The organism is Bacillus sp. CBEL-1 (assembly GCF_004348885.1).
GTDB classification, from domain to species: Bacteria; Bacillota; Bacilli; order Bacillales; family Bacillaceae_H; genus Priestia; species Priestia aryabhattai_A.
In genome coordinates this window covers 64,829-81,692 of the sequence record NZ_SBIM01000014.1, presented here as the reverse complement: position 1 = coordinate 81,692, position 16,864 = coordinate 64,829, and the positions used below count along the sequence as shown (strand labels likewise).

Here is a 16,864-nt window from a genome sequence, read left to right as displayed (position 1 = left end):
TCAGAGTAAAATAAAAGAAATGATACGAAAAGGGGAAATAAACTATGGAAAAATACATTTTATCATTAGACCAGGGAACAACAAGCTCTCGCGCAATGTTATTTAATAAAAAAGGAGAAATTGTTCACGTCGCTCAAAAAGAGTTTACTCAATACTTCCCTAATCCGGGTTGGGTAGAGCATAACGCTAACGAGATTTGGGGCTCTATTTTATCAGTTATCGCTTCTTGCTTATCAGAATCAGGGGTAACACCTGAACAAATTGAAGCAATTGGAATTACAAATCAGCGTGAAACAGCGGTTGTGTGGGAAAAAGCAACAGGTAAGCCGGTTTATAATGCAATTGTATGGCAATCTCGTCAAACAGCAGGCATTTGTGAAGAGCTGAAAGAAAAAGGGTACAACGATACGTTCCGTTCAAAAACAGGTTTATTAATTGATGCATACTTTTCAGGCACAAAAGTAAAATGGATTTTGGATAATGTTGAAGGTGCACGTGATAAAGCTGAAAACGGTGAGCTTTTGTTCGGTACAATTGATACATGGCTGATTTGGAAGTTATCTGGAGGAAAAGCTCATGTAACCGATTACTCAAATGCGTCTCGTACACTAATGTTTAATATTTACGATTTACAATGGGATGATGAACTATTGGATATCTTATCAGTGCCAAAATCAATGTTACCTGAAGTCAAGCCATCATCAGAAGTGTATGGGCATACGGTTGATTACCATTTCTTTGGTCACCACATTCCAATCGCAGGAGCAGCAGGGGATCAGCAAGCAGCTTTGTTTGGACAAGCATGTTATGAAAAAGGAATGGCGAAAAACACGTATGGAACTGGTTGCTTTATGTTAATGAACACGGGTGAAAAAGCCGTTAAGTCTGATCATGGGCTTTTAACAACGCTAGCTTGGGGTGTAGATGGGAAAGTTGAATATGCACTAGAAGGAAGTATCTTTGTCGCTGGTTCTGCTATTCAGTGGCTTCGCGATGGGCTGCGCATGTTTAAGGATGCAAAAGAAACAGAAAAGTATGCTAATCGCGTAGATTCAACAGATGGTGTATACATGGTTCCAGCTTTTGTAGGCCTTGGCACACCGTATTGGGATAGTGATGTTCGCGGTGCCATGTTTGGCTTAACGCGAGGTACAAAAAAAGAGCATTTTATTCGAGCTACGCTAGAAGCATTAGCATATCAAACAAAAGACGTGCTAAGCGCAATGGAAGCTGATTCGGGCATTACATTAAAAACCCTTCGTGTAGACGGTGGAGCAGTTAAAAACAACTTCTTAATGCAGTTCCAAAGCGACTTGTTAAATGTTCCCGTTGAGCGTCCTGAAATTAATGAAACAACGGCGTTAGGAGCAGCTTATCTTGCAGGTCTAGCTGTAGGCTACTGGAAAGACCGCGAAGAGATTGCGCAGCAGTGGAATATGGAAAAGTCGTTCGAACCTGATATGGAAGAAAGCCGTCGTGAAGACTTATATGCAGGCTGGAAAAAAGCAGTTAACGCAACAATGGCGTTTAAATAAAAATGTAAATATTGGTATTTTGAATGTTGGAATTGAAAAATTCCTGCTGATATAGAGGAAAAACCTTTAAAATGAATCATATTTATGCTATACTAAAGACAAGTTAATAATTTGGTTGGAGAATCGGAGAGACCACGAATCCATATGTTATACATATGCGATTTGTGGTCTCTTTTTTTAGATAACTGTAAAAAATTGAAAAAAGAAAAGGGGAATGACAAATGTTTTCAAGCAAAATGCGTGTAAATAAATTAGAAGAAATGACAACTCAAAAATATGATTTACTTGTTATTGGTGGAGGTATTACAGGCTCAGGAATTGCTTTAGATGCAGCAAATCGCGGAATGAAAACAGCATTAGTTGAGATGCAGGACTTTGCATCTGGAACATCAAGTCGTTCGACAAAGCTTGTCCACGGTGGCCTTCGTTATTTAAAGCAGTTTGAAGTGAAAATGGTTGCAGAAGTTGGAAAAGAGCGTGCCATTGTGTATGAAAATGGTCCACACGTAACAACACCAGAGTGGATGTTATTACCATTTCATACAGGAGGTACGTTTGGAAAGTACTCAACATCAGTGGGACTACGCGTATATGATTATCTAGCAGGAGTCAAACGTTCTGAGCGTCGTAAAATGTTCAGTGCTGAAGAAACATTAAAGCGCGAACCCCTTGTAAAATCACAGGATTTAAAAGGCGGTGGCTATTATGTTGAGTATAAAACAGACGACGCTCGCTTAACAATTGAAGTAGCAAAAGAAGCAGCAAATCGCGGTGCTGATTTAGTAAACTACACAAAAGTAGACGAGTTTATTTATGACAATGGAACGGTTATTGGTGCAGTTGTAGTTGACCAAATTACGAAAAAAGCGTACAAAATTTATGCGAAAAAAGTTGTTAATGCAGCAGGACCTTGGGTTGATTCATTACGCGAGAAAGACAATTCAAAAAAAGGAAAACAGCTACAATTAACAAAAGGGATTCACTTAGTTATCGATCAAAAGCGTTTCCCACTACAACAAGCTATCTACTTTGATACGCCAGATGGCCGTATGGTATTTGCTATTCCACGTGATGGTAAAACATACGTTGGAACAACGGATACAGTCTATAAAGAAGATGCAAGGCACCCACAGATGACTGTAAAAGATCGCGAATACGTAATTGACGCAATCAACTACATGTTCCCAACTGTCAATATCACAGTTGATGATGTTGAATCAAGCTGGGCTGGTGTTCGACCATTAATTCATGAAGAAGGAAAAGATCCATCTGAGATTTCACGCAAAGACGAAGTGTGGACATCACATTCAGGATTAATTACGATTGCTGGAGGAAAACTAACTGGCTATCGTAAAATGGCAGAGCTTGTAGTAAATACGGTTGCAGAGCAGTTGAAAGCAGAAGGAAACGCGTTTAAACCTAGTCAAACAAAATATTTACCGATTTCTGGTGGAGATGTGGGTGGCTCTAAGAATTTCCCGAAATTCGTCGAGGAAAAAGTGAAAGTCGGCGTAGAGCTTGGGCTGTCTCCTGAAGCAGCAACAAAACTTGTTAAGCGCTATGGTTCTAATATTGATTTGTTGTATCGCTACATGACCGACTATAAAGATAAAATGAAAGCAAGTAATTTACCGGCAAGCGTATTTTTACAAGTACAGTATGGAATAGAAGAAGAGATGGTTACAAAGCCAATCGATTTATTTATCCGTCGTACAGGCGCTTTATTCTTTGATATTGCTTGGGTCCGTGAGTGGAAAGAAGCCGTTATTAAATACATGGCGCAAGAGTTAAGCTGGACGCCTCAGCAAACGTCTGAGTATAGCCAAGAGCTTAACAAACATTTACATGATGCAGTTGTGCCAGTTGATGAAAAAGGTAGCCAAATCGCTGATATTTCATGATACAATAGTACTACATTTCAAAAATTGTCAATTGCGTAAGGAGTAATAGCAGGAAATTCGATTCTTTCATCGAATTTTTATCATATTACGTTACAATATTGACAAGGTATGACATGTCATTTTAAAGGGAAAGGCGACATTTGTCGTTTTTCTCTTTTCATACATAAAGGTATTGATGAGGAGGCTTTTTTCATGAACTGGAAGCAAGTATACACATCTTGGATTGAAAATGTACATTTAGATGGAGAGTTAAAGGAAGCGTTAGCAAGCATTAAAGCGGATGAGAAACAGCTGGAAGATTGTTTTTACAAAAACTTAGAGTTTGGTACAGGTGGAATGCGTGGCGAAATTGGTCCGGGTACTAACCGTATGAATTTGTATACCATTCGCAAAGCATCCAAAGGGTTTGCAGATTATATTGCTTCTGCAGGGGAAGAAGCAAAGGCACAAGGAGTTGTTATCGCTTACGATTCAAGACATAAATCGCCAGAATTTGCGATGGAAGCTGCTAAAACCCTTGCAACTGAAGGGATTAAAACATACGTATTTGATGAGCTTCGCCCAACCCCCGAGCTATCTTTCGCAGTTCGTCAATTAGGTGCTTTTGGTGGAATTGTTATTACAGCGAGTCATAATCCCCCTGAGTATAACGGTTACAAAGTATATGGCCCAGATGGTGGGCAGCTGCCTCCAAAAGAAGCCGATGAGCTTGTAGGCTACGTAAATGCTGTTGAAAACGAACTTGAACTGTCAGTAAAAGAAGAGCAAGAGTTGAAGTCAGCTGGATTGATTGAAATGGTTGGTGCTTCTATGGATGAGGCATATAATGAAAAGCTCAAAACTATCTTATTAAATCCTAGCTTAGCACAAGAGGTAGGTCCAGAATTAAAAGTAGTCTTTACACCACTTCACGGTACGGCTAATAAACCGGTTCGAAAAGCGTTAGAAACAATCGGTTATACGAACGTAACGGTTATTGCAGAACAAGAACTACCAGATCCTAATTTCTCAACAGTAAAGTCACCTAACCCTGAAGAGAAAGCAGCGTTTGAATATGCTGTTAATAAAGGCAAAGAAATTGATGCAGATTTATTGATTGCTACAGACCCAGATGCCGATCGATTGGGAATTGCTGTGAAGGATCCAAGCGGTGAATATGCATTGCTTACAGGAAACCAAACGGGAGCAATTTTACTTCACTACTTGCTTTCTCAGAAAAAAGAACAAGGTGTGCTTCCTGAAAACGGTGTTGTATTAAAAACAATCGTAACATCAGAAATAGGAGCTGAGATTGCTCGTTCGTTTGGCTTACATGTTGTCGACACGCTAACAGGGTTCAAGTTTATTGGAGAAAAAATCAAGCAATACGAGCAAACAGGGGAATACGAATTCCAATTTGGGTATGAAGAAAGCTATGGTTATTTAATTGGTAGCTTTGCACGTGATAAAGATGCGGTGCAAGCTGCTGTTTTAGCAGTTGAAGTATGCGCGTATTACAAAAAGCAAGGTATGACGCTTTACGAAGCGCTTCATCAAATTTTCGAAACTTATGGCTTCTATCAAGAAGGATTAAAGTCATTAACGTTAAAAGGAAAAGAAGGATCTGAACAAATTCAACATATTCTTGCGACGTTTAGAAATGAGCCACCAAAAGAGATTGCAGGTCTTAAAGTATCCGTTCTTGAAGACTATACGCTAGGAACTCGTCAGTTTGTTGAAAGTGGAAAAGTAGAAGATATTGAGCTTCCAAAATCAAACGTACTTAAATATGTACTAGAAGATGGTTCATGGTTCTGCTTACGTCCATCTGGTACAGAACCAAAAGTTAAGTTTTATTTTGGTGTCGTAACCAAAGATGAACAAGCGAGCGCTAACCAGTTAGCTGATGTTCAAAAAGCCGTTATGAATCAAGTAGAAGAAGTTATTAATCGCGTGAACGCTTAAAAAAAGGCTGAGCTTATTTGCTCAGCCTTTTCTATACAGCTTTATTTGAATGAATTCCTTTGTAATAAGGAGAAGCTGTTAAAGCTTTATAAATTCGAGGCGCAATTAACGCCGCAATAATTGTAAAGATAATGTCTTTTACACCAAACCAAAGCATAACTTTCCAAGCAGTCGCATAGCTCATTGCCGGAGCTTCTAACCAATAGTTAACAGCCATGTACATATATGTTGTTCCAATAATATAGATAATGGCAATACCTGCAAGTGCAGCACTTATAAATACTGAAAAATGAGGTTTCCCTTTCCATTCAATAACTTTTCCTACTACATAAGCAGCAACAATATATGATAATAAAAAGCCGCCCGTACTGCCAAATAAAACGCTAGCTCCTGATTTAAACTGAGCAAATACAGGTGCTCCTGCAAGCCCCACAAGGAAGTATACAATCATGGAAATAGCCCCTAAGCGACTTCCTAATAAAATCCCGGCTAGTATTACGAAAAATGGTTGCATAGACAGTGGAACGCCAGCTACCTGTAAGAATGGTGCCCAAGATGTAATATTTGCACCAATAGCCATGAGAGCTGCGAACATCCCTGCTAATGTTAAATCAAGTGTACGAAAACGAAGTTTTCCACTCAAAGTAATCTTCTCCTTCATATGTAAGATAGTCAATGATACTCAAATTGTACGTGTAAATGATTATTTATGTCAACTTATTTTTTATTCAGGTTCACAAAAAGAAAGAAGAGGAAAACCTCTTCTTTTATCTATAGGTGATGTTACGTTAAGGGATCCACTGCTACAAAATCATTCAGGTTGTGCTCTGAAAGCTCTGAAGCATGGTCAATATAACGCAATAACGAATACAGTTCTTCTTGAATTACTCGATAGTTTCGTTCAAAGTTGTAGGCGTGTAAAAAATGTTCGATTTTCTTTGAAAGAAAATCATCTTCAGTGCGAACCATTAAAATTAACAAGTTATCCCATTGTGATCGATTCGTGTAATATAAAGCACGGTCATAATCAATTGTGTCCATTAACAGTCCTCCTTTTGAGGAGTTGAAATTAGTGTATGATATTTACGAAATTTGTTCCCCTGTAAATGTTGGTCAAAAGACCAATGTATAAATAACGGTTAGGAAGCAAAAATGACATTAGAATGAATTGTTTTGTGTGAAAATAAAGTACTACCTTCCCAATTTCTTATAAAGAACCTGATTCAAAACACATGATTTGCGTCATTAGGACATAGATTGAATTAAGGGATATAAAGGGGGAGTTGTAGTGAAAGAAGCGGACTATAAACAACTACATCGAGCGATTGACGAAATTACTGAAATTGCAACAGGATTTGGTTTAGATTTTTATCCAATGAGATATGAGATTTGTCCAGCTGATATTATTTATACATTTGGCGCATATGGCATGCCTACAAGGTTTTCTCACTGGAGCTTTGGAAAGCAGTTCTATAAAATGAAGCTTCATTATGACCTTGGTTTAAGCAAAATTTATGAACTAGTTATTAACTCAGATCCTTGCTATGCATTTTTACTTGATTCAAATGCACTGATTCAAAACAAGCTTATTGTAGCTCACGTTTTAGCCCATTGTGACTTCTTTAAAAACAACAGCCGCTTTGCGAATTCTAAACGAGATATGGTTGAAAGCATGGCTGCAACTGCAGATCGTATTAAAGAATATGAAGTACAATATGGCAAGCGAGAAGTAGAGAAGTTCTTAGATGCAATTTTATCGATTCAAGAGCATATTGATCCATCTTTAATGAGGGCAAAACTGTCATGGAGCATGGATGATGTAGAAGAAGAGCAGGAAGAAGTTTCATCACCATACGATGATTTATGGAGCTTAGACTCACGTGGGAAAAAGAAAACTCGTCAAGTGGAGAAGTTTAAGAAATTTCCACCTCAGCCAGAGAAGGATATTCTTTTATTTATTGAACAATACAGCCCATACTTAGAAGAGTGGCAGCGCGACATTTTAACGATGATGAGAGAAGAAATGCTGTATTTTTGGCCGCAGCTTGAAACAAAAATTATGAACGAAGGCTGGGCATCTTATTGGCATCAGCGAATCATTCGTGAAATGGATTTAACAAGCGATGAAGCTATTGAATTTGCAAAGCTAAATGCAGGTGTTGTTCAACCGTCTAGAACAAGCATCAATCCATATTATTTGGGCTTGAAGATTTTTGAAGACATTGAAGAACGATATGATAATCCTACTGCCGAAATGCAGCGACGCGGCATTCAAAAAGGTTCAGGACGGGAAAAAATGTTTGAGGTTAGGGAAGTTGAATCGGATATCTCATTTATTCGAAACTACCTAACAAAAGACCTTGTCATGAGAGAGGATATGTACTTATTTCAAAAGCAAGGGAAAGATTATAAGATTGTAGATAAAGACTGGACAGAAGTGCGAGATCAACTTGTTAACATGCGCGTAAACGGTGGTTTTCCGTATATTACAGTCACGAATGGTGATTACTTGAAAAATGGAGAGCTATACTTAAAACATTGGTATGAAGGAATTGAACTAGACGTCAAGTATTTAGAGAAGGTTGTGCCGTATTTGTATCAATTGTGGGGCAGACCTGTGCATCTAGAAACCGTAATGGAAGAAAAGCCAATCGCCTTTACGTATGACGGGAAAACAGTGCACCGAAAGCATTTATAATAAAAGGAGAAGCATTCGCTTCTCCTTTTTGTATATCTACAGTTTAATGAGTATACGACCTTGAGCTTGTCCTTCAAGCAGCATTGGAAGATAGTTAGGTACATCATTAAGAGAGATTTCTTCTTGGATGAAGTCTTCAAGCTGGTTTGGCTTAAAGTTTGTTGCTAGCAGCTCCCATGTCTCGTTTCGAAGGGACATTGGGCAATAGACAGAATCAATACCAAGTAAGTTCACTCCGCGTAAGATGAACGGGAAAACTGTAGTTGGGACGGCTGTTCCAGCCGTTAAGCCACTAGCTGCAACAGAACCACCGTATTGAATTTGGGATAGCACGCTTGCGAGCGTTTCACCGCCTACGCTATCGACTGCAGCAGCCCACTTTCCTTTTGCTAAGGCTTTGACTTTACCGTTGTAAACATCTTCTCTAGTTAAAAGAGTGGTAGCTCCAAGCTTTGTTAAATAGGTGGCACTAGAAGCTTTTCCAGAGCTAGCAGCAACCTCATAACCCATCTTTGATAAAATAGAAACGGCAAAGCTTCCTACACCACCTGTAGCGCCAGTGACTAGGACAGGGCCATTCTTTGGTTTCAAGCCCGAATCAATGAGCTTTTTTACAGATAAAGCAGCTGTAAAGCCAGCTGTTCCAATTACCATAGCTTCTTTTAAGGTTAGTCCATCGGGAAGAGGAACAATCCAGTCTGCAGGGATGCGAGCGTATTCACTATAGCCACCGTAATGAGAGACTCCAATTTCGTAGCTGGTTGCAATGACTTCATCACCGCTTTTAAAGCGAGGATTATTAGAAGAAACAACCGTACCTGCTAAATCAATTCCTGGTACAAAGGGATAGGCTTTGACAATATTTCCGTTTGGAATACTAGCTAGGCTATCCTTATAGTTAATACCTGAGTAGTGAACTTTGATGAGAACATCGCTTTGCGGTAACTCGTCGAGCGTGAGCGTTTGAATAGTAGATTGAACTTGTTCGTTCTCTTTTGTTAAGACAAGAGCTTTAAAATTTTCCATGCCGTTCTGTCTCCCTTCATATCTTCGAGCTTATATTTATTATAAAAGACAAAAATTCAAAAGTATAATACGATGCAGATAATGCAAAAGGCTGCAGTTCAGCAGCCTTTTATTGAATCATATTTAAAAAGCGACGAGTTCGCTCTTCTTTAGGGTTTTTGAAAATTTCTTCTGGCGTTCCACGCTCCATGATTACGCCTTGATCCATAAAGATTACTTCGTCTGCCACTTCTCGAGCAAAGCGCATTTCATGTGTGACCACAACCATGGTCATGCCTTCTCTTGCTAAATCTTTCATTGCTTTTAGAACATCGCCTACAAGCTCAGGATCCAAAGCAGATGTAGGCTCATCAAATAGCATTACTTTAGGGTCCATAGCCATTGCTCGAGCGATACCCACACGCTGCTGTTGTCCTCCTGATAATTGAAATGGATAAAAATTAACCTTGTCTCCTAGTCCAACTTTTTGTAGCAGGGAAACAGCGCGTTCTTTCGCCTGTTGTTTTGAAATACCCTTTACAATAACAGGCCCTTCCATAACATTTTCAAGCGCTGTTTTATGAGGAAATAAATTATAGTTTTGAAATACCATTCCCGTTAAGCTACGAAAAGATGTTATCCTTTGCTTTGGTAACTTTTTCTCAAAGCTTACTTCTTGATTATCGATGATGATTTTGCCATCAGTAGGAAGTTCCAGCAAGTTTAAACAGCGAAGAAACGTTGTTTTTCCGGAACCTGAAGGACCGATTAGAACCACTACTTTACCCTGCTCGATGTTTAAATCAATTCCTCGCAATACGTGTAAATCATCAAATGATTTATGAAGGTTCGTAATGTTAATCACGCTAATAAACTCCTTTTTTAATACAGTTATCTTGAGACATAACGGTCAAGCTTCGCTTCAATTCGTCCTTGAACAATGGAAAGAATGGTACACATAATCCAGTATAAAAGAGCCGCTTCCGTATAAAGTAATAAAAATTCATAGTTTGTGGCCGCAATTTCTTGTGCACGACGAAACATTTCGGTTACCAAAATAAGAGATGCTAGCGACGTATCTTTAATAAGGCTAATGAATGAATTCGATAAAGGCGGAATGGATACGCGAGCAGCTTGGGGTAAAATAATACGCTTTAAAGCTTGAGTATATGTCATCCCAATTGAATAACCAGCTTCCCATTGCCCTTTAGGAATCGATAAAATCGCAGCACGGATGATTTCAGATGCGTACGCACCTACGTTTAATGAAAACCCAATTACTGCGGCAACAAATGGATCAATTGTAATATCTAGCGTTGGCAACCCGTAGAAAATAATAAATAATTGCACTAGTAAAGGTGTCCCTCGAATCAGTGACACGTATACGCGCGCAATTATATTAAATACTTTTATAGAAGATAAGCGTCCAAGCGCTGTAAGAATAGCTAAAATAAGGCCTAGTATAAATGAAATAAGCGTTAGTGGAATAGTATATTGAATAGCTCCCTCTATCATTGGATAGAGGGAGGATTGAGCAATAGAGATTAAGCGCTCTGCACGCTCAGGGTCAGTAAAGATACTATTTAGGAGAAACATCTTCACCAAACCATTTTTCAGAAATTTTAGCGTATGTGCCGTCTTCTTGCATATCTGCTAAAGCTTTATTTACTTCTTCCACTAACTTACCGCTATCTTTGCGAAACATTAATCCACTTGCTGATGCGTCTTCTGCTTCATCTACAATTTTTACAGGTGCATTTGGACGTTGTTTTTTATAGTCTAAGAATGATAATTTATCATTAATTGTACCGTCTACACGTTTTGAAACGATTAACTCAGCTGATTGCGTGAATCCTTCAACACCTACTAGTTCAGCTTCATATTTTTTTGCTAAATCAGCATAGTTACTTGTAAGTGATTGTGCAGACTTTTTACCTTTCATGTCCTCAAATGATTTCACTTCATTATTGTCTTCACGAACAACAAGCACCGCTGCAGACTCAATGTATGGGTCAGAGAAATCATATTTTTCTTCGCGGTCTGGACGAATTCCAACTTGGTTAGCAATCATGTCAAAACGCTTAGCGTCTAAACCAGCAAACATTCCATCCCACTGTGTTTCTTTAAATTCAGCTTTCACACCAAGGCGCTTTGCAACTTCTTGTGCAATTTCAACGTCAAAGCCTGTTAACTTATTAGAGTCGTCATGGAACGTAAATGGAGGGTATGTACCTTCTGTTCCAATTGTTAGAACGCCTTCTTCTTTTACTTTTTCGTATAAATCTTGATCACTTTTACTTGCGTTATTTGTTTCTTTTTCATTTGACCCACAAGCTGCTAACACAACTGTGAACGCTAATAAAAGAGATAAAAATGCAACTAATTTTTTCATTTTTTGTTAAACCCCCAGTAATTTGATAGGAATTATATTTCTTGATAGCGTAATTGATATTAAACAAGAAGAAGTTAAAAGTCAATAAAAAAAACTTCTAATAGATAGTATGGCTGTTCTCAAAGGGTTTATGTACTTTGTAGAGCATCAGGAAAAGGTTGGGATTATCATATTAAAAATCATTAGTTTATGAATAAAAAGGAAAGGGAATAAGTAGATAGCTGATGATATTTTAACAACATTTACGTTCTTCCCTTATTGTTTTTGGGACAATTGTTTTATTTTGATTAGATATTCCTTACTCATACTCGAAACTTGTTATAATAGAGAAAAGAGCATTGAAATTAGGATTTGAAAAGTGGAGATAAGTTTAATGAGAAAACGTGAAGTATGGAAATATATTTTATTGATTGTAACAATTGCAGGACAAGTCATTAGTTTTATCTTTTTAATGGTTAACAGCATAGCTGCCTTGTTATTCTACGGATTTTATATCCTAACTTTTGCTACCTTACTTGGCTCATTTCTATGGGAAGAGCATAGGGAAAAAGAAAAAGAGCTCGAAGATTATTAGCTCGGTACATGAGAAAAATGGTCCAGTAGGTTGTAATCACTCACAAATATGTTATACTTCTAAATGAAAAGTGAAAATATTAGAAAAAATCACTAGGGGAGCCTTTATGGCTGAGACGAAAAAATTCGGACCCTTTGAACCTGATCTGGTTTGTACCAGCGTAGGGAAGTGGATGAGCCATGTTTACATAATGAATGCATGCCAACCACTCTACGTTGTAGAGTGGTTTTTTTGCGTTTATGTCGAAATAAAGGTGAGGATGCTATGATACCCAAACTACACGCTGTGTCAACAGGGAAACAGTCCTTTGAACAGCTTCTGAAAATTAGCAGAGATATTGACCCGTATGTAGGAGCTATCCATATTCGAGAAAAAGAGCGAACGGCACGAGAGTTAGAAATGCTCATTGAAGAACTCAAAAAAGACGTACATCCTTCAAAGCTAATTGTTAACGATCGAGTAGATGTAGCTTTTGCCTCTCATGTAAAGGGTGTGCACTTGGCTTATCACAGTCTAAGTGTTCAAGGGGTAAAAGCACATTTTCAGCCATTGATTGTTGGTAAATCCGTACACAGTATTAAAGAAGCACAGGAAGCTGAACAAACAGGTGTTGATTATGTCATTTATGGTCATGTATATCCATCAAAATCAAAGCTTGGTCAAACACCTCGAGGGCTTGAACGGTTAAATCAAGTGGTTCGTTCAGTGAAAATACCCGTAATTGCCATCGGGGGAATTATGCCTTGCAATGTGAGCGAAGTATTAAGCACAGGTGCACACGGCATCGCTGTTATGTCGGGTGTATTTCAAGATGAAAACCCGCTACAGGCAGCGAAGGAATATGATGAACAACTAAGGAGGTGGAGTGATACATATGCAAATACATTATGATGCACTCGTTATTGGTGGCGGGGTCATTGGAGCCTCAACCGCGTATCACCTTTCTAAAATGGGATATCAAGTAGCAATTTTAGAAAAAAACCAGATTGGTTGTGAAGCATCGGGAGCAGCTGCTGGAATATTAGGAGCACAAGCTGAAATTGATGAAGAAGGGCCGCTTTTAGAGCTAGCCATTCAAAGTAGGTCGCTTTTTCCGAATCTCGTTGCTGAATTAAAAGAAAAAACGAATATTGATGTTGAGCTCATTCAAAAAGGACTATTAAAAGTAGCAGCAACTGAAGCGGAAGCAGGTTTGCTAAAAGCCAAAGCAGAGCGTCACAGGCGGTGGGATTCGGAAGTGAAGTGGTTATCTCCTGACGCAGCAAGGGAAGCTGAACCGCTGTTAACCCCTGATACATACGGGGCTATTAGCATTCCAAAAGATGGCCAGCTGATGCCAGCTAAGTTAACCCAAGCTTTGGTACACGGAGCTTTGTACCATCAGGCAGCTATTTATGAGAACTGTCATGTTCATGAGCTTATATACGATAACAAAAAGGTAGTTGGCGTACGGACATCAGCGGGCAACTTCTACAGTGACCAAGTGATGGTAAGCGCCGGTGCTTGGACGAAAGAGCTGGTGACGGCTATTCAGCCAAAGCATTTGTTTCCTATTAAAGGTGAGTGTATATCCCTCACGACCAATCAACCAAGCATTCAAAAGACCATATTTTTAGATGAAGGATTTTATGTTGTTCCAAAAGCAGGAGGAAGAATAGTGATTGGAGCTACAAAGCGTCCCCATGATTACACGAAGCACGTATCTGCAGAAGCTATTGAATTTTTAATTAGCAAAGCAATCTCTCTTGTTCCATCACTTGCAGAGGCGTCATTTGAAAAAGCATGGGCAGGGCTTCGTCCACAAACTGTAGATGGTTGGCCATATTTAGGACAGCACCCGGAATTAGATAATGTTTATTTAGCATGTGGACACTACCGAAATGGTATTTTACTAAGTGCAATCACAGGTAAAATCATGGCGGAGCAAATGAAAGGTGAGAATCCAAAACATTCCTTTTTTTCAGCTTTTCGCTTACAAAGAGAAATGGAGGGAACGTATTGAACTTAGTGATTAATGGAAAGAGCGTTGAGATAGATTCCTCAATTCAAACGGTTTCTGAGTTATTAGAATCAAGGGATTTACATGAGAAAGTAGTTATTGTCGAGTTAAATAAAGAGATTTTACAAAAGCAAGATCATGAAAAAGCCTCATTGTCAGAAGGCGATTTACTAGAGATTGTTTCATTTGTAGGAGGAGGATGAAAGTTATGTTGAAAATAGGAAAATATGAATTTGCATCTCGTTTACTTTTAGGTACAGGGAAGTTTCCAGATTATACGACGCAGCGTCAAGCAGTAGAAGAATCAGAAACAGAGATTTTAACATTTGCAGTGAGGAGAATGGATATTTTTGATCAGTCTCAGCCTAACTTGCTTGAAGCTCTTGATGTTAAAAGGTTTACGCTTTTACCAAATACAGCTGGAGCTAAAAATGCCGAAGAAGCGGTTCGAATTGCGAAGCTGGCAAAGGCATCTGGGTTGTGTGATATGGTCAAGGTTGAGGTGATTGGCTGTGATAAAACGTTATTGCCAGACCCTGTTGAAACGTTAAAAGCAAGTGAAGAGTTGTTAAAAGAAGGTTTTACAGTATTAACGTATACGTCTGATGATGTTGTACTTGCTAGAAGGCTTGAGGAACTAGGTGTTCATGCTATTATGCCTGGAGCTTCTCCAATTGGGTCGGGACAAGGGATTATTAATCCGTTGAACCTGCAGTTTATTATTGAACAGTCTAAGGTGCCTGTTATTGTAGATGCGGGCATTGGTACAGCTTCTGATGCTGCCAAGGCAATGGAGCTAGGTGCGGATGCTGTTTTACTAAACACCGCTGTATCAGGTGCAAAAGATCCTGTGAAAATGGCTCGCGCGATGAAGCTTGCAATCGAAGCGGGGCGTGATGCTTATTTAGCTGGTCGTATTCCATTTAAAGAATATGCGGTCGCAAGTAGCCCAACAGAAGGGATGAGTATGGGGTGACAGAGCGCTATTCACGTCAAGAGCTCTTTTCCCCGATTGGTAAAGAAGGACAGAAAAAATTATCACAAAAGCATATCTTATTAATTGGAGCAGGTGCTCTAGGGACAGGAAATGCAGAAGCGCTTGTTCGAGCTGGGGTTGGAAAGTTAACAATCATTGACCGAGATTATGTAGAGTGGAGCAATTTGCAGCGTCAGCAGCTTTATAGTGAGAGAGATGCAGCTAATCGTATTCCAAAAGCAGTAGCTGCTTCAGAAAGGCTCGCTGAGATTAATGGAGATGTTGATATTGAAGCACACGTAGCAGACGGTACGCCTCAATTTATTGAACAGCTGCTGGAAAACGTTGATTTAATAATTGATGCTACGGATAACTTTGATACACGTCTTGTAATAAATGACTTATCACAAAAACACCAAATTCCTTGGATTTATGGAGCGTGTGTGGGGAGCTATGGGATTAGCTATACAATCGTTCCCGGAGAAACTCCATGTTTAGCATGTTTGTTAGAATCAGTACCTTTAGGTGGGGTTACGTGTGACACGGTAGGGATTATTAGCCCTGCTGTACAGATGGTTGTTGCACACCAAGTGACAGAGGCACTAAAGATTCTTGTAGAAGATCAAGGAGCGCTGCGTTCACAGCTAGTATCATTTGATGTTTGGAAAAATGAATACCGTACCATGAACGTTCATGCTTTAAAAACAGATGAATGTACATCGTGTGGTCAGCAGCCAGTTTTTCCTGCACTTCAATTTGAAAATCAGTTGAAAACAGCTGTACTATGCGGACGTGACACTGTACAAATTCGCCCTGCAAAGGCAACGCAAGCACCTAACATAGTAGAGTTAGAACAGCATTTAAAAGGTAAAGGGTACCGAGTGGACCGAAATCCATATCTTTTGTCCGTAGCAATTGATGATTATCGTCTTGTTGTGTTTCAGGATGGAAGAATTTTTGTACACGGCACAAAAGATACAGTAGAAGCAAAAAAACTTTATCACCGTTATATTGGGTAAATGACGAAAGGAAGATTTTTATGAGTGTAGCAAAAGCACTGACAATAGCTGGCTCTGATAGCGGAGGAGGAGCCGGAATTCAAGCAGACTTAAAAACATTTCAAGAGCGTAAAGTATTTGGTATGTCCGCTATCACAGCGGTAACGGCTCAAAACACTCTAGGTGTTCAAGGGGTATATCCGCTCACTGAGGAAGCAATTGCCAAGCAAATTGACTCAGTTGTTACCGATTTACGCCCAGATGCCATTAAGACAGGCATGCTTTTTAGCTCAGATATTATCCGTATTGTGGCGGATAAGCTGCATAAGTACGAACTGAAAAACGTAGTAGTCGACCCGGTTATGATCGCAAAAGGCGGACAATCATTACTTCAGCAAGAAGCTATTGCTGCGTTAAATGATGTACTGCTACCATTATCCGAAGTTGTGACGCCTAATATTCCCGAAGCAGAAATTATGACAGGATATGAAATTACAACGATGGAACAGCGAAAAGAAGCAGCCAAAAATCTTCATAGCCTTGGAGTGAAAAATGTAGTCATAAAAGGAGGCCATGATCAATCACAAGAGGAGATGATTGATTTAGTCTACGACGGCCAGTTCTTTTATGAAATTGTTCATAAGCGCGTAGAGACGAAGCATACGCACGGAACAGGTTGTACGTTTGCTGCATGCGTAGCAGCTGAGTTAGCTAAAGGAGCAACTATTCTAGAAGCCGTTCAGCTTGCTTCGGATTTCGTACATGCTGCGATTAAAGATACGCTAGAAATTGGAAATGGGCATGGACCTACAAATCATTGGGCTTATCAGAAGCTTACGTAA

At 39.3% G+C, this 16,864-nt stretch carries 17 protein-coding genes and 1 riboswitch; of the genes, 11 read left to right on the top strand and 6 right to left on the bottom strand.

Annotation, left to right across the window (positions count from 1 at the left end):
* The first annotated feature begins 44 nt into the window (after positions 1-44).
* The 3 genes from glpK to EPL02_RS19665 all read left to right on the top strand — a co-directional run bounded on the left by glpK (position 45) and on the right by EPL02_RS19665 (position 5,380).
* The gene (gene glpK / locus EPL02_RS19675) at positions 45-1,535 is read left to right on the top strand and encodes a glycerol kinase GlpK (RefSeq protein ID WP_131888544.1); all 1,491 of its coding nucleotides are present in this window, start codon (positions 45-47) and stop codon (positions 1,533-1,535) included.
* A gap of 221 nt (positions 1,536-1,756) precedes the next feature.
* Entirely contained in the window at positions 1,757-3,436 is a 1,680-nt protein-coding gene (locus EPL02_RS19670; protein ID WP_131888543.1) for a glycerol-3-phosphate dehydrogenase/oxidase, read from the top strand.
* Positions 3,437-3,628: 192 nt separating this feature from the next.
* The gene (locus EPL02_RS19665) at positions 3,629-5,380 is read left to right on the top strand and encodes a phospho-sugar mutase (RefSeq protein ID WP_094912662.1); all 1,752 of its coding nucleotides are present in this window, start codon (positions 3,629-3,631) and stop codon (positions 5,378-5,380) included.
* Positions 5,381-5,411: 31 nt separating this feature from the next.
* Here EPL02_RS19665 and EPL02_RS19660 read toward each other — a convergent pair whose 3' ends face one another.
* Positions 5,412-5,975 carry a biotin transporter BioY gene (locus tag EPL02_RS19660; RefSeq protein ID WP_286175494.1) on the bottom strand — a complete coding sequence of 188 codons (564 nt, stop codon included), beginning with the start codon at positions 5,973-5,975 and terminating at the stop codon, positions 5,412-5,414.
* A gap of 188 nt (positions 5,976-6,163) precedes the next feature.
* Entirely contained in the window at positions 6,164-6,421 is a 258-nt protein-coding gene (locus tag EPL02_RS19655) for a YhdB family protein (RefSeq protein ID WP_078990274.1), read from the bottom strand.
* A 247-nt stretch (positions 6,422-6,668) separates the two neighbouring features.
* Here EPL02_RS19655 and EPL02_RS19650 point away from each other — a divergent pair, with 247 nt between their 5' ends.
* Entirely contained in the window at positions 6,669-8,078 is a 1,410-nt protein-coding gene (locus EPL02_RS19650; RefSeq protein WP_094912664.1) for a SpoVR family protein, read from the top strand.
* 36 nt (positions 8,079-8,114) lie between these two features.
* Here the strand turns inward: EPL02_RS19650 and EPL02_RS19645 are convergent, their stop codons facing one another.
* The 4 genes from EPL02_RS19645 to EPL02_RS19630 form a co-directional block, all read right to left on the bottom strand.
* Positions 8,115-9,104, bottom strand: coding sequence for an acrylyl-CoA reductase family protein (locus EPL02_RS19645; protein WP_131888541.1), 990 nt, complete (start codon positions 9,102-9,104; stop codon positions 8,115-8,117).
* Positions 9,105-9,213: 109 nt separating this feature from the next.
* Positions 9,214-9,948, bottom strand: a complete 735-nt coding sequence (locus tag EPL02_RS19640; RefSeq protein WP_094912666.1) for an amino acid ABC transporter ATP-binding protein — start codon at positions 9,946-9,948, stop codon at positions 9,214-9,216.
* 26 nt (positions 9,949-9,974) lie between these two features.
* A complete protein-coding gene (locus EPL02_RS19635; RefSeq protein WP_094912667.1) occupies positions 9,975-10,679 on the bottom strand; it encodes an amino acid ABC transporter permease in 705 nt (234 codons plus the stop codon).
* A complete protein-coding gene (locus tag EPL02_RS19630) occupies positions 10,663-11,475 on the bottom strand; it encodes an amino acid ABC transporter substrate-binding protein (protein WP_131888540.1) in 813 nt (270 codons plus the stop codon). The genes EPL02_RS19635 and EPL02_RS19630 overlap by 17 nt, the downstream gene beginning before the upstream one ends.
* A 373-nt stretch (positions 11,476-11,848) precedes the next feature.
* Here EPL02_RS19630 and EPL02_RS19625 point away from each other — a divergent pair, with 373 nt between their 5' ends.
* The 7 genes from EPL02_RS19625 to thiD all read left to right on the top strand — a co-directional run bounded on the left by EPL02_RS19625 (position 11,849) and on the right by thiD (position 16,864).
* The gene (locus EPL02_RS19625) at positions 11,849-12,049 is read left to right on the top strand and encodes a hypothetical protein (RefSeq protein WP_094912669.1); all 201 of its coding nucleotides are present in this window, start codon (positions 11,849-11,851) and stop codon (positions 12,047-12,049) included.
* 84 nt (positions 12,050-12,133) lie between these two features.
* A riboswitch (TPP riboswitch) is annotated at positions 12,134-12,233 on the top strand.
* A gap of 80 nt (positions 12,234-12,313) precedes the next feature.
* A complete protein-coding gene (gene tenI, locus EPL02_RS19620; protein WP_131888539.1) occupies positions 12,314-12,940 on the top strand; it encodes a thiazole tautomerase TenI in 627 nt (208 codons plus the stop codon).
* Positions 12,924-14,051, top strand: coding sequence for a glycine oxidase ThiO (thiO, locus tag EPL02_RS19615; protein ID WP_131888538.1), 1,128 nt, complete (start codon positions 12,924-12,926; stop codon positions 14,049-14,051). The genes tenI and thiO overlap by 17 nt, the downstream gene beginning before the upstream one ends.
* Positions 14,048-14,251 (top strand): sulfur carrier protein ThiS, encoded by a 204-nt coding sequence (gene thiS / locus EPL02_RS19610; protein ID WP_094912672.1) that lies wholly within the window; start codon positions 14,048-14,050, stop codon positions 14,249-14,251. Before thiO ends, thiS begins: the two co-directional genes overlap by 4 nt.
* 5 nt (positions 14,252-14,256) lie before the next feature.
* Entirely contained in the window at positions 14,257-15,024 is a 768-nt protein-coding gene (locus tag EPL02_RS19605; protein ID WP_094912734.1) for a thiazole synthase, read from the top strand.
* A complete protein-coding gene (locus tag EPL02_RS19600) occupies positions 15,021-16,043 on the top strand; it encodes a thiazole biosynthesis adenylyltransferase ThiF (RefSeq protein WP_131888537.1) in 1,023 nt (340 codons plus the stop codon). The genes EPL02_RS19605 and EPL02_RS19600 overlap by 4 nt, the downstream gene beginning before the upstream one ends.
* A 20-nt stretch (positions 16,044-16,063) precedes the next feature.
* Positions 16,064-16,864 (top strand): bifunctional hydroxymethylpyrimidine kinase/phosphomethylpyrimidine kinase, encoded by an 801-nt coding sequence (gene thiD / locus EPL02_RS19595; protein WP_131888536.1) that lies wholly within the window; start codon positions 16,064-16,066, stop codon positions 16,862-16,864.

Excerpts from the sequence above, each read along its gene's own strand:
- EPL02_RS19635 (WP_094912667.1), bottom strand. The coding sequence starts at position 10,679 with ATGTTTCTCCTAAATAGTATCTTTACTGACCCTGAGCGTGCAGAGCGC.
- thiO (WP_131888538.1), top strand. The coding sequence starts at position 12,924 with ATGCAAATACATTATGATGCACTCGTTATTGGTGGCGGGGTCATTGGA.
- tenI (WP_131888539.1), top strand. The coding sequence starts at position 12,314 with ATGATACCCAAACTACACGCTGTGTCAACAGGGAAACAGTCCTTTGAA.
- glpK (WP_131888544.1), top strand. The coding sequence starts at position 45 with ATGGAAAAATACATTTTATCATTAGACCAGGGAACAACAAGCTCTCGC.
- EPL02_RS19605 (WP_094912734.1), top strand. The coding sequence starts at position 14,257 with ATGTTGAAAATAGGAAAATATGAATTTGCATCTCGTTTACTTTTAGGT.
- EPL02_RS19630 (WP_131888540.1), bottom strand. The coding sequence starts at position 11,475 with ATGAAAAAATTAGTTGCATTTTTATCTCTTTTATTAGCGTTCACAGTT.
- EPL02_RS19670 (WP_131888543.1), top strand. The coding sequence starts at position 1,757 with ATGTTTTCAAGCAAAATGCGTGTAAATAAATTAGAAGAAATGACAACT.
- EPL02_RS19665 (WP_094912662.1), top strand. The coding sequence starts at position 3,629 with ATGAACTGGAAGCAAGTATACACATCTTGGATTGAAAATGTACATTTA.
- EPL02_RS19625 (WP_094912669.1), top strand. The coding sequence starts at position 11,849 with ATGAGAAAACGTGAAGTATGGAAATATATTTTATTGATTGTAACAATT.
- EPL02_RS19645 (WP_131888541.1), bottom strand. The coding sequence starts at position 9,104 with ATGGAAAATTTTAAAGCTCTTGTCTTAACAAAAGAGAACGAACAAGTT.
- EPL02_RS19655 (WP_078990274.1), bottom strand. The coding sequence starts at position 6,421 with ATGGACACAATTGATTATGACCGTGCTTTATATTACACGAATCGATCA.
- EPL02_RS19660 (WP_286175494.1), bottom strand. The coding sequence starts at position 5,975 with ATGTTCGCAGCTCTCATGGCTATTGGTGCAAATATTACATCTTGGGCA.
- thiD (WP_131888536.1), top strand. The coding sequence starts at position 16,064 with ATGAGTGTAGCAAAAGCACTGACAATAGCTGGCTCTGATAGCGGAGGA.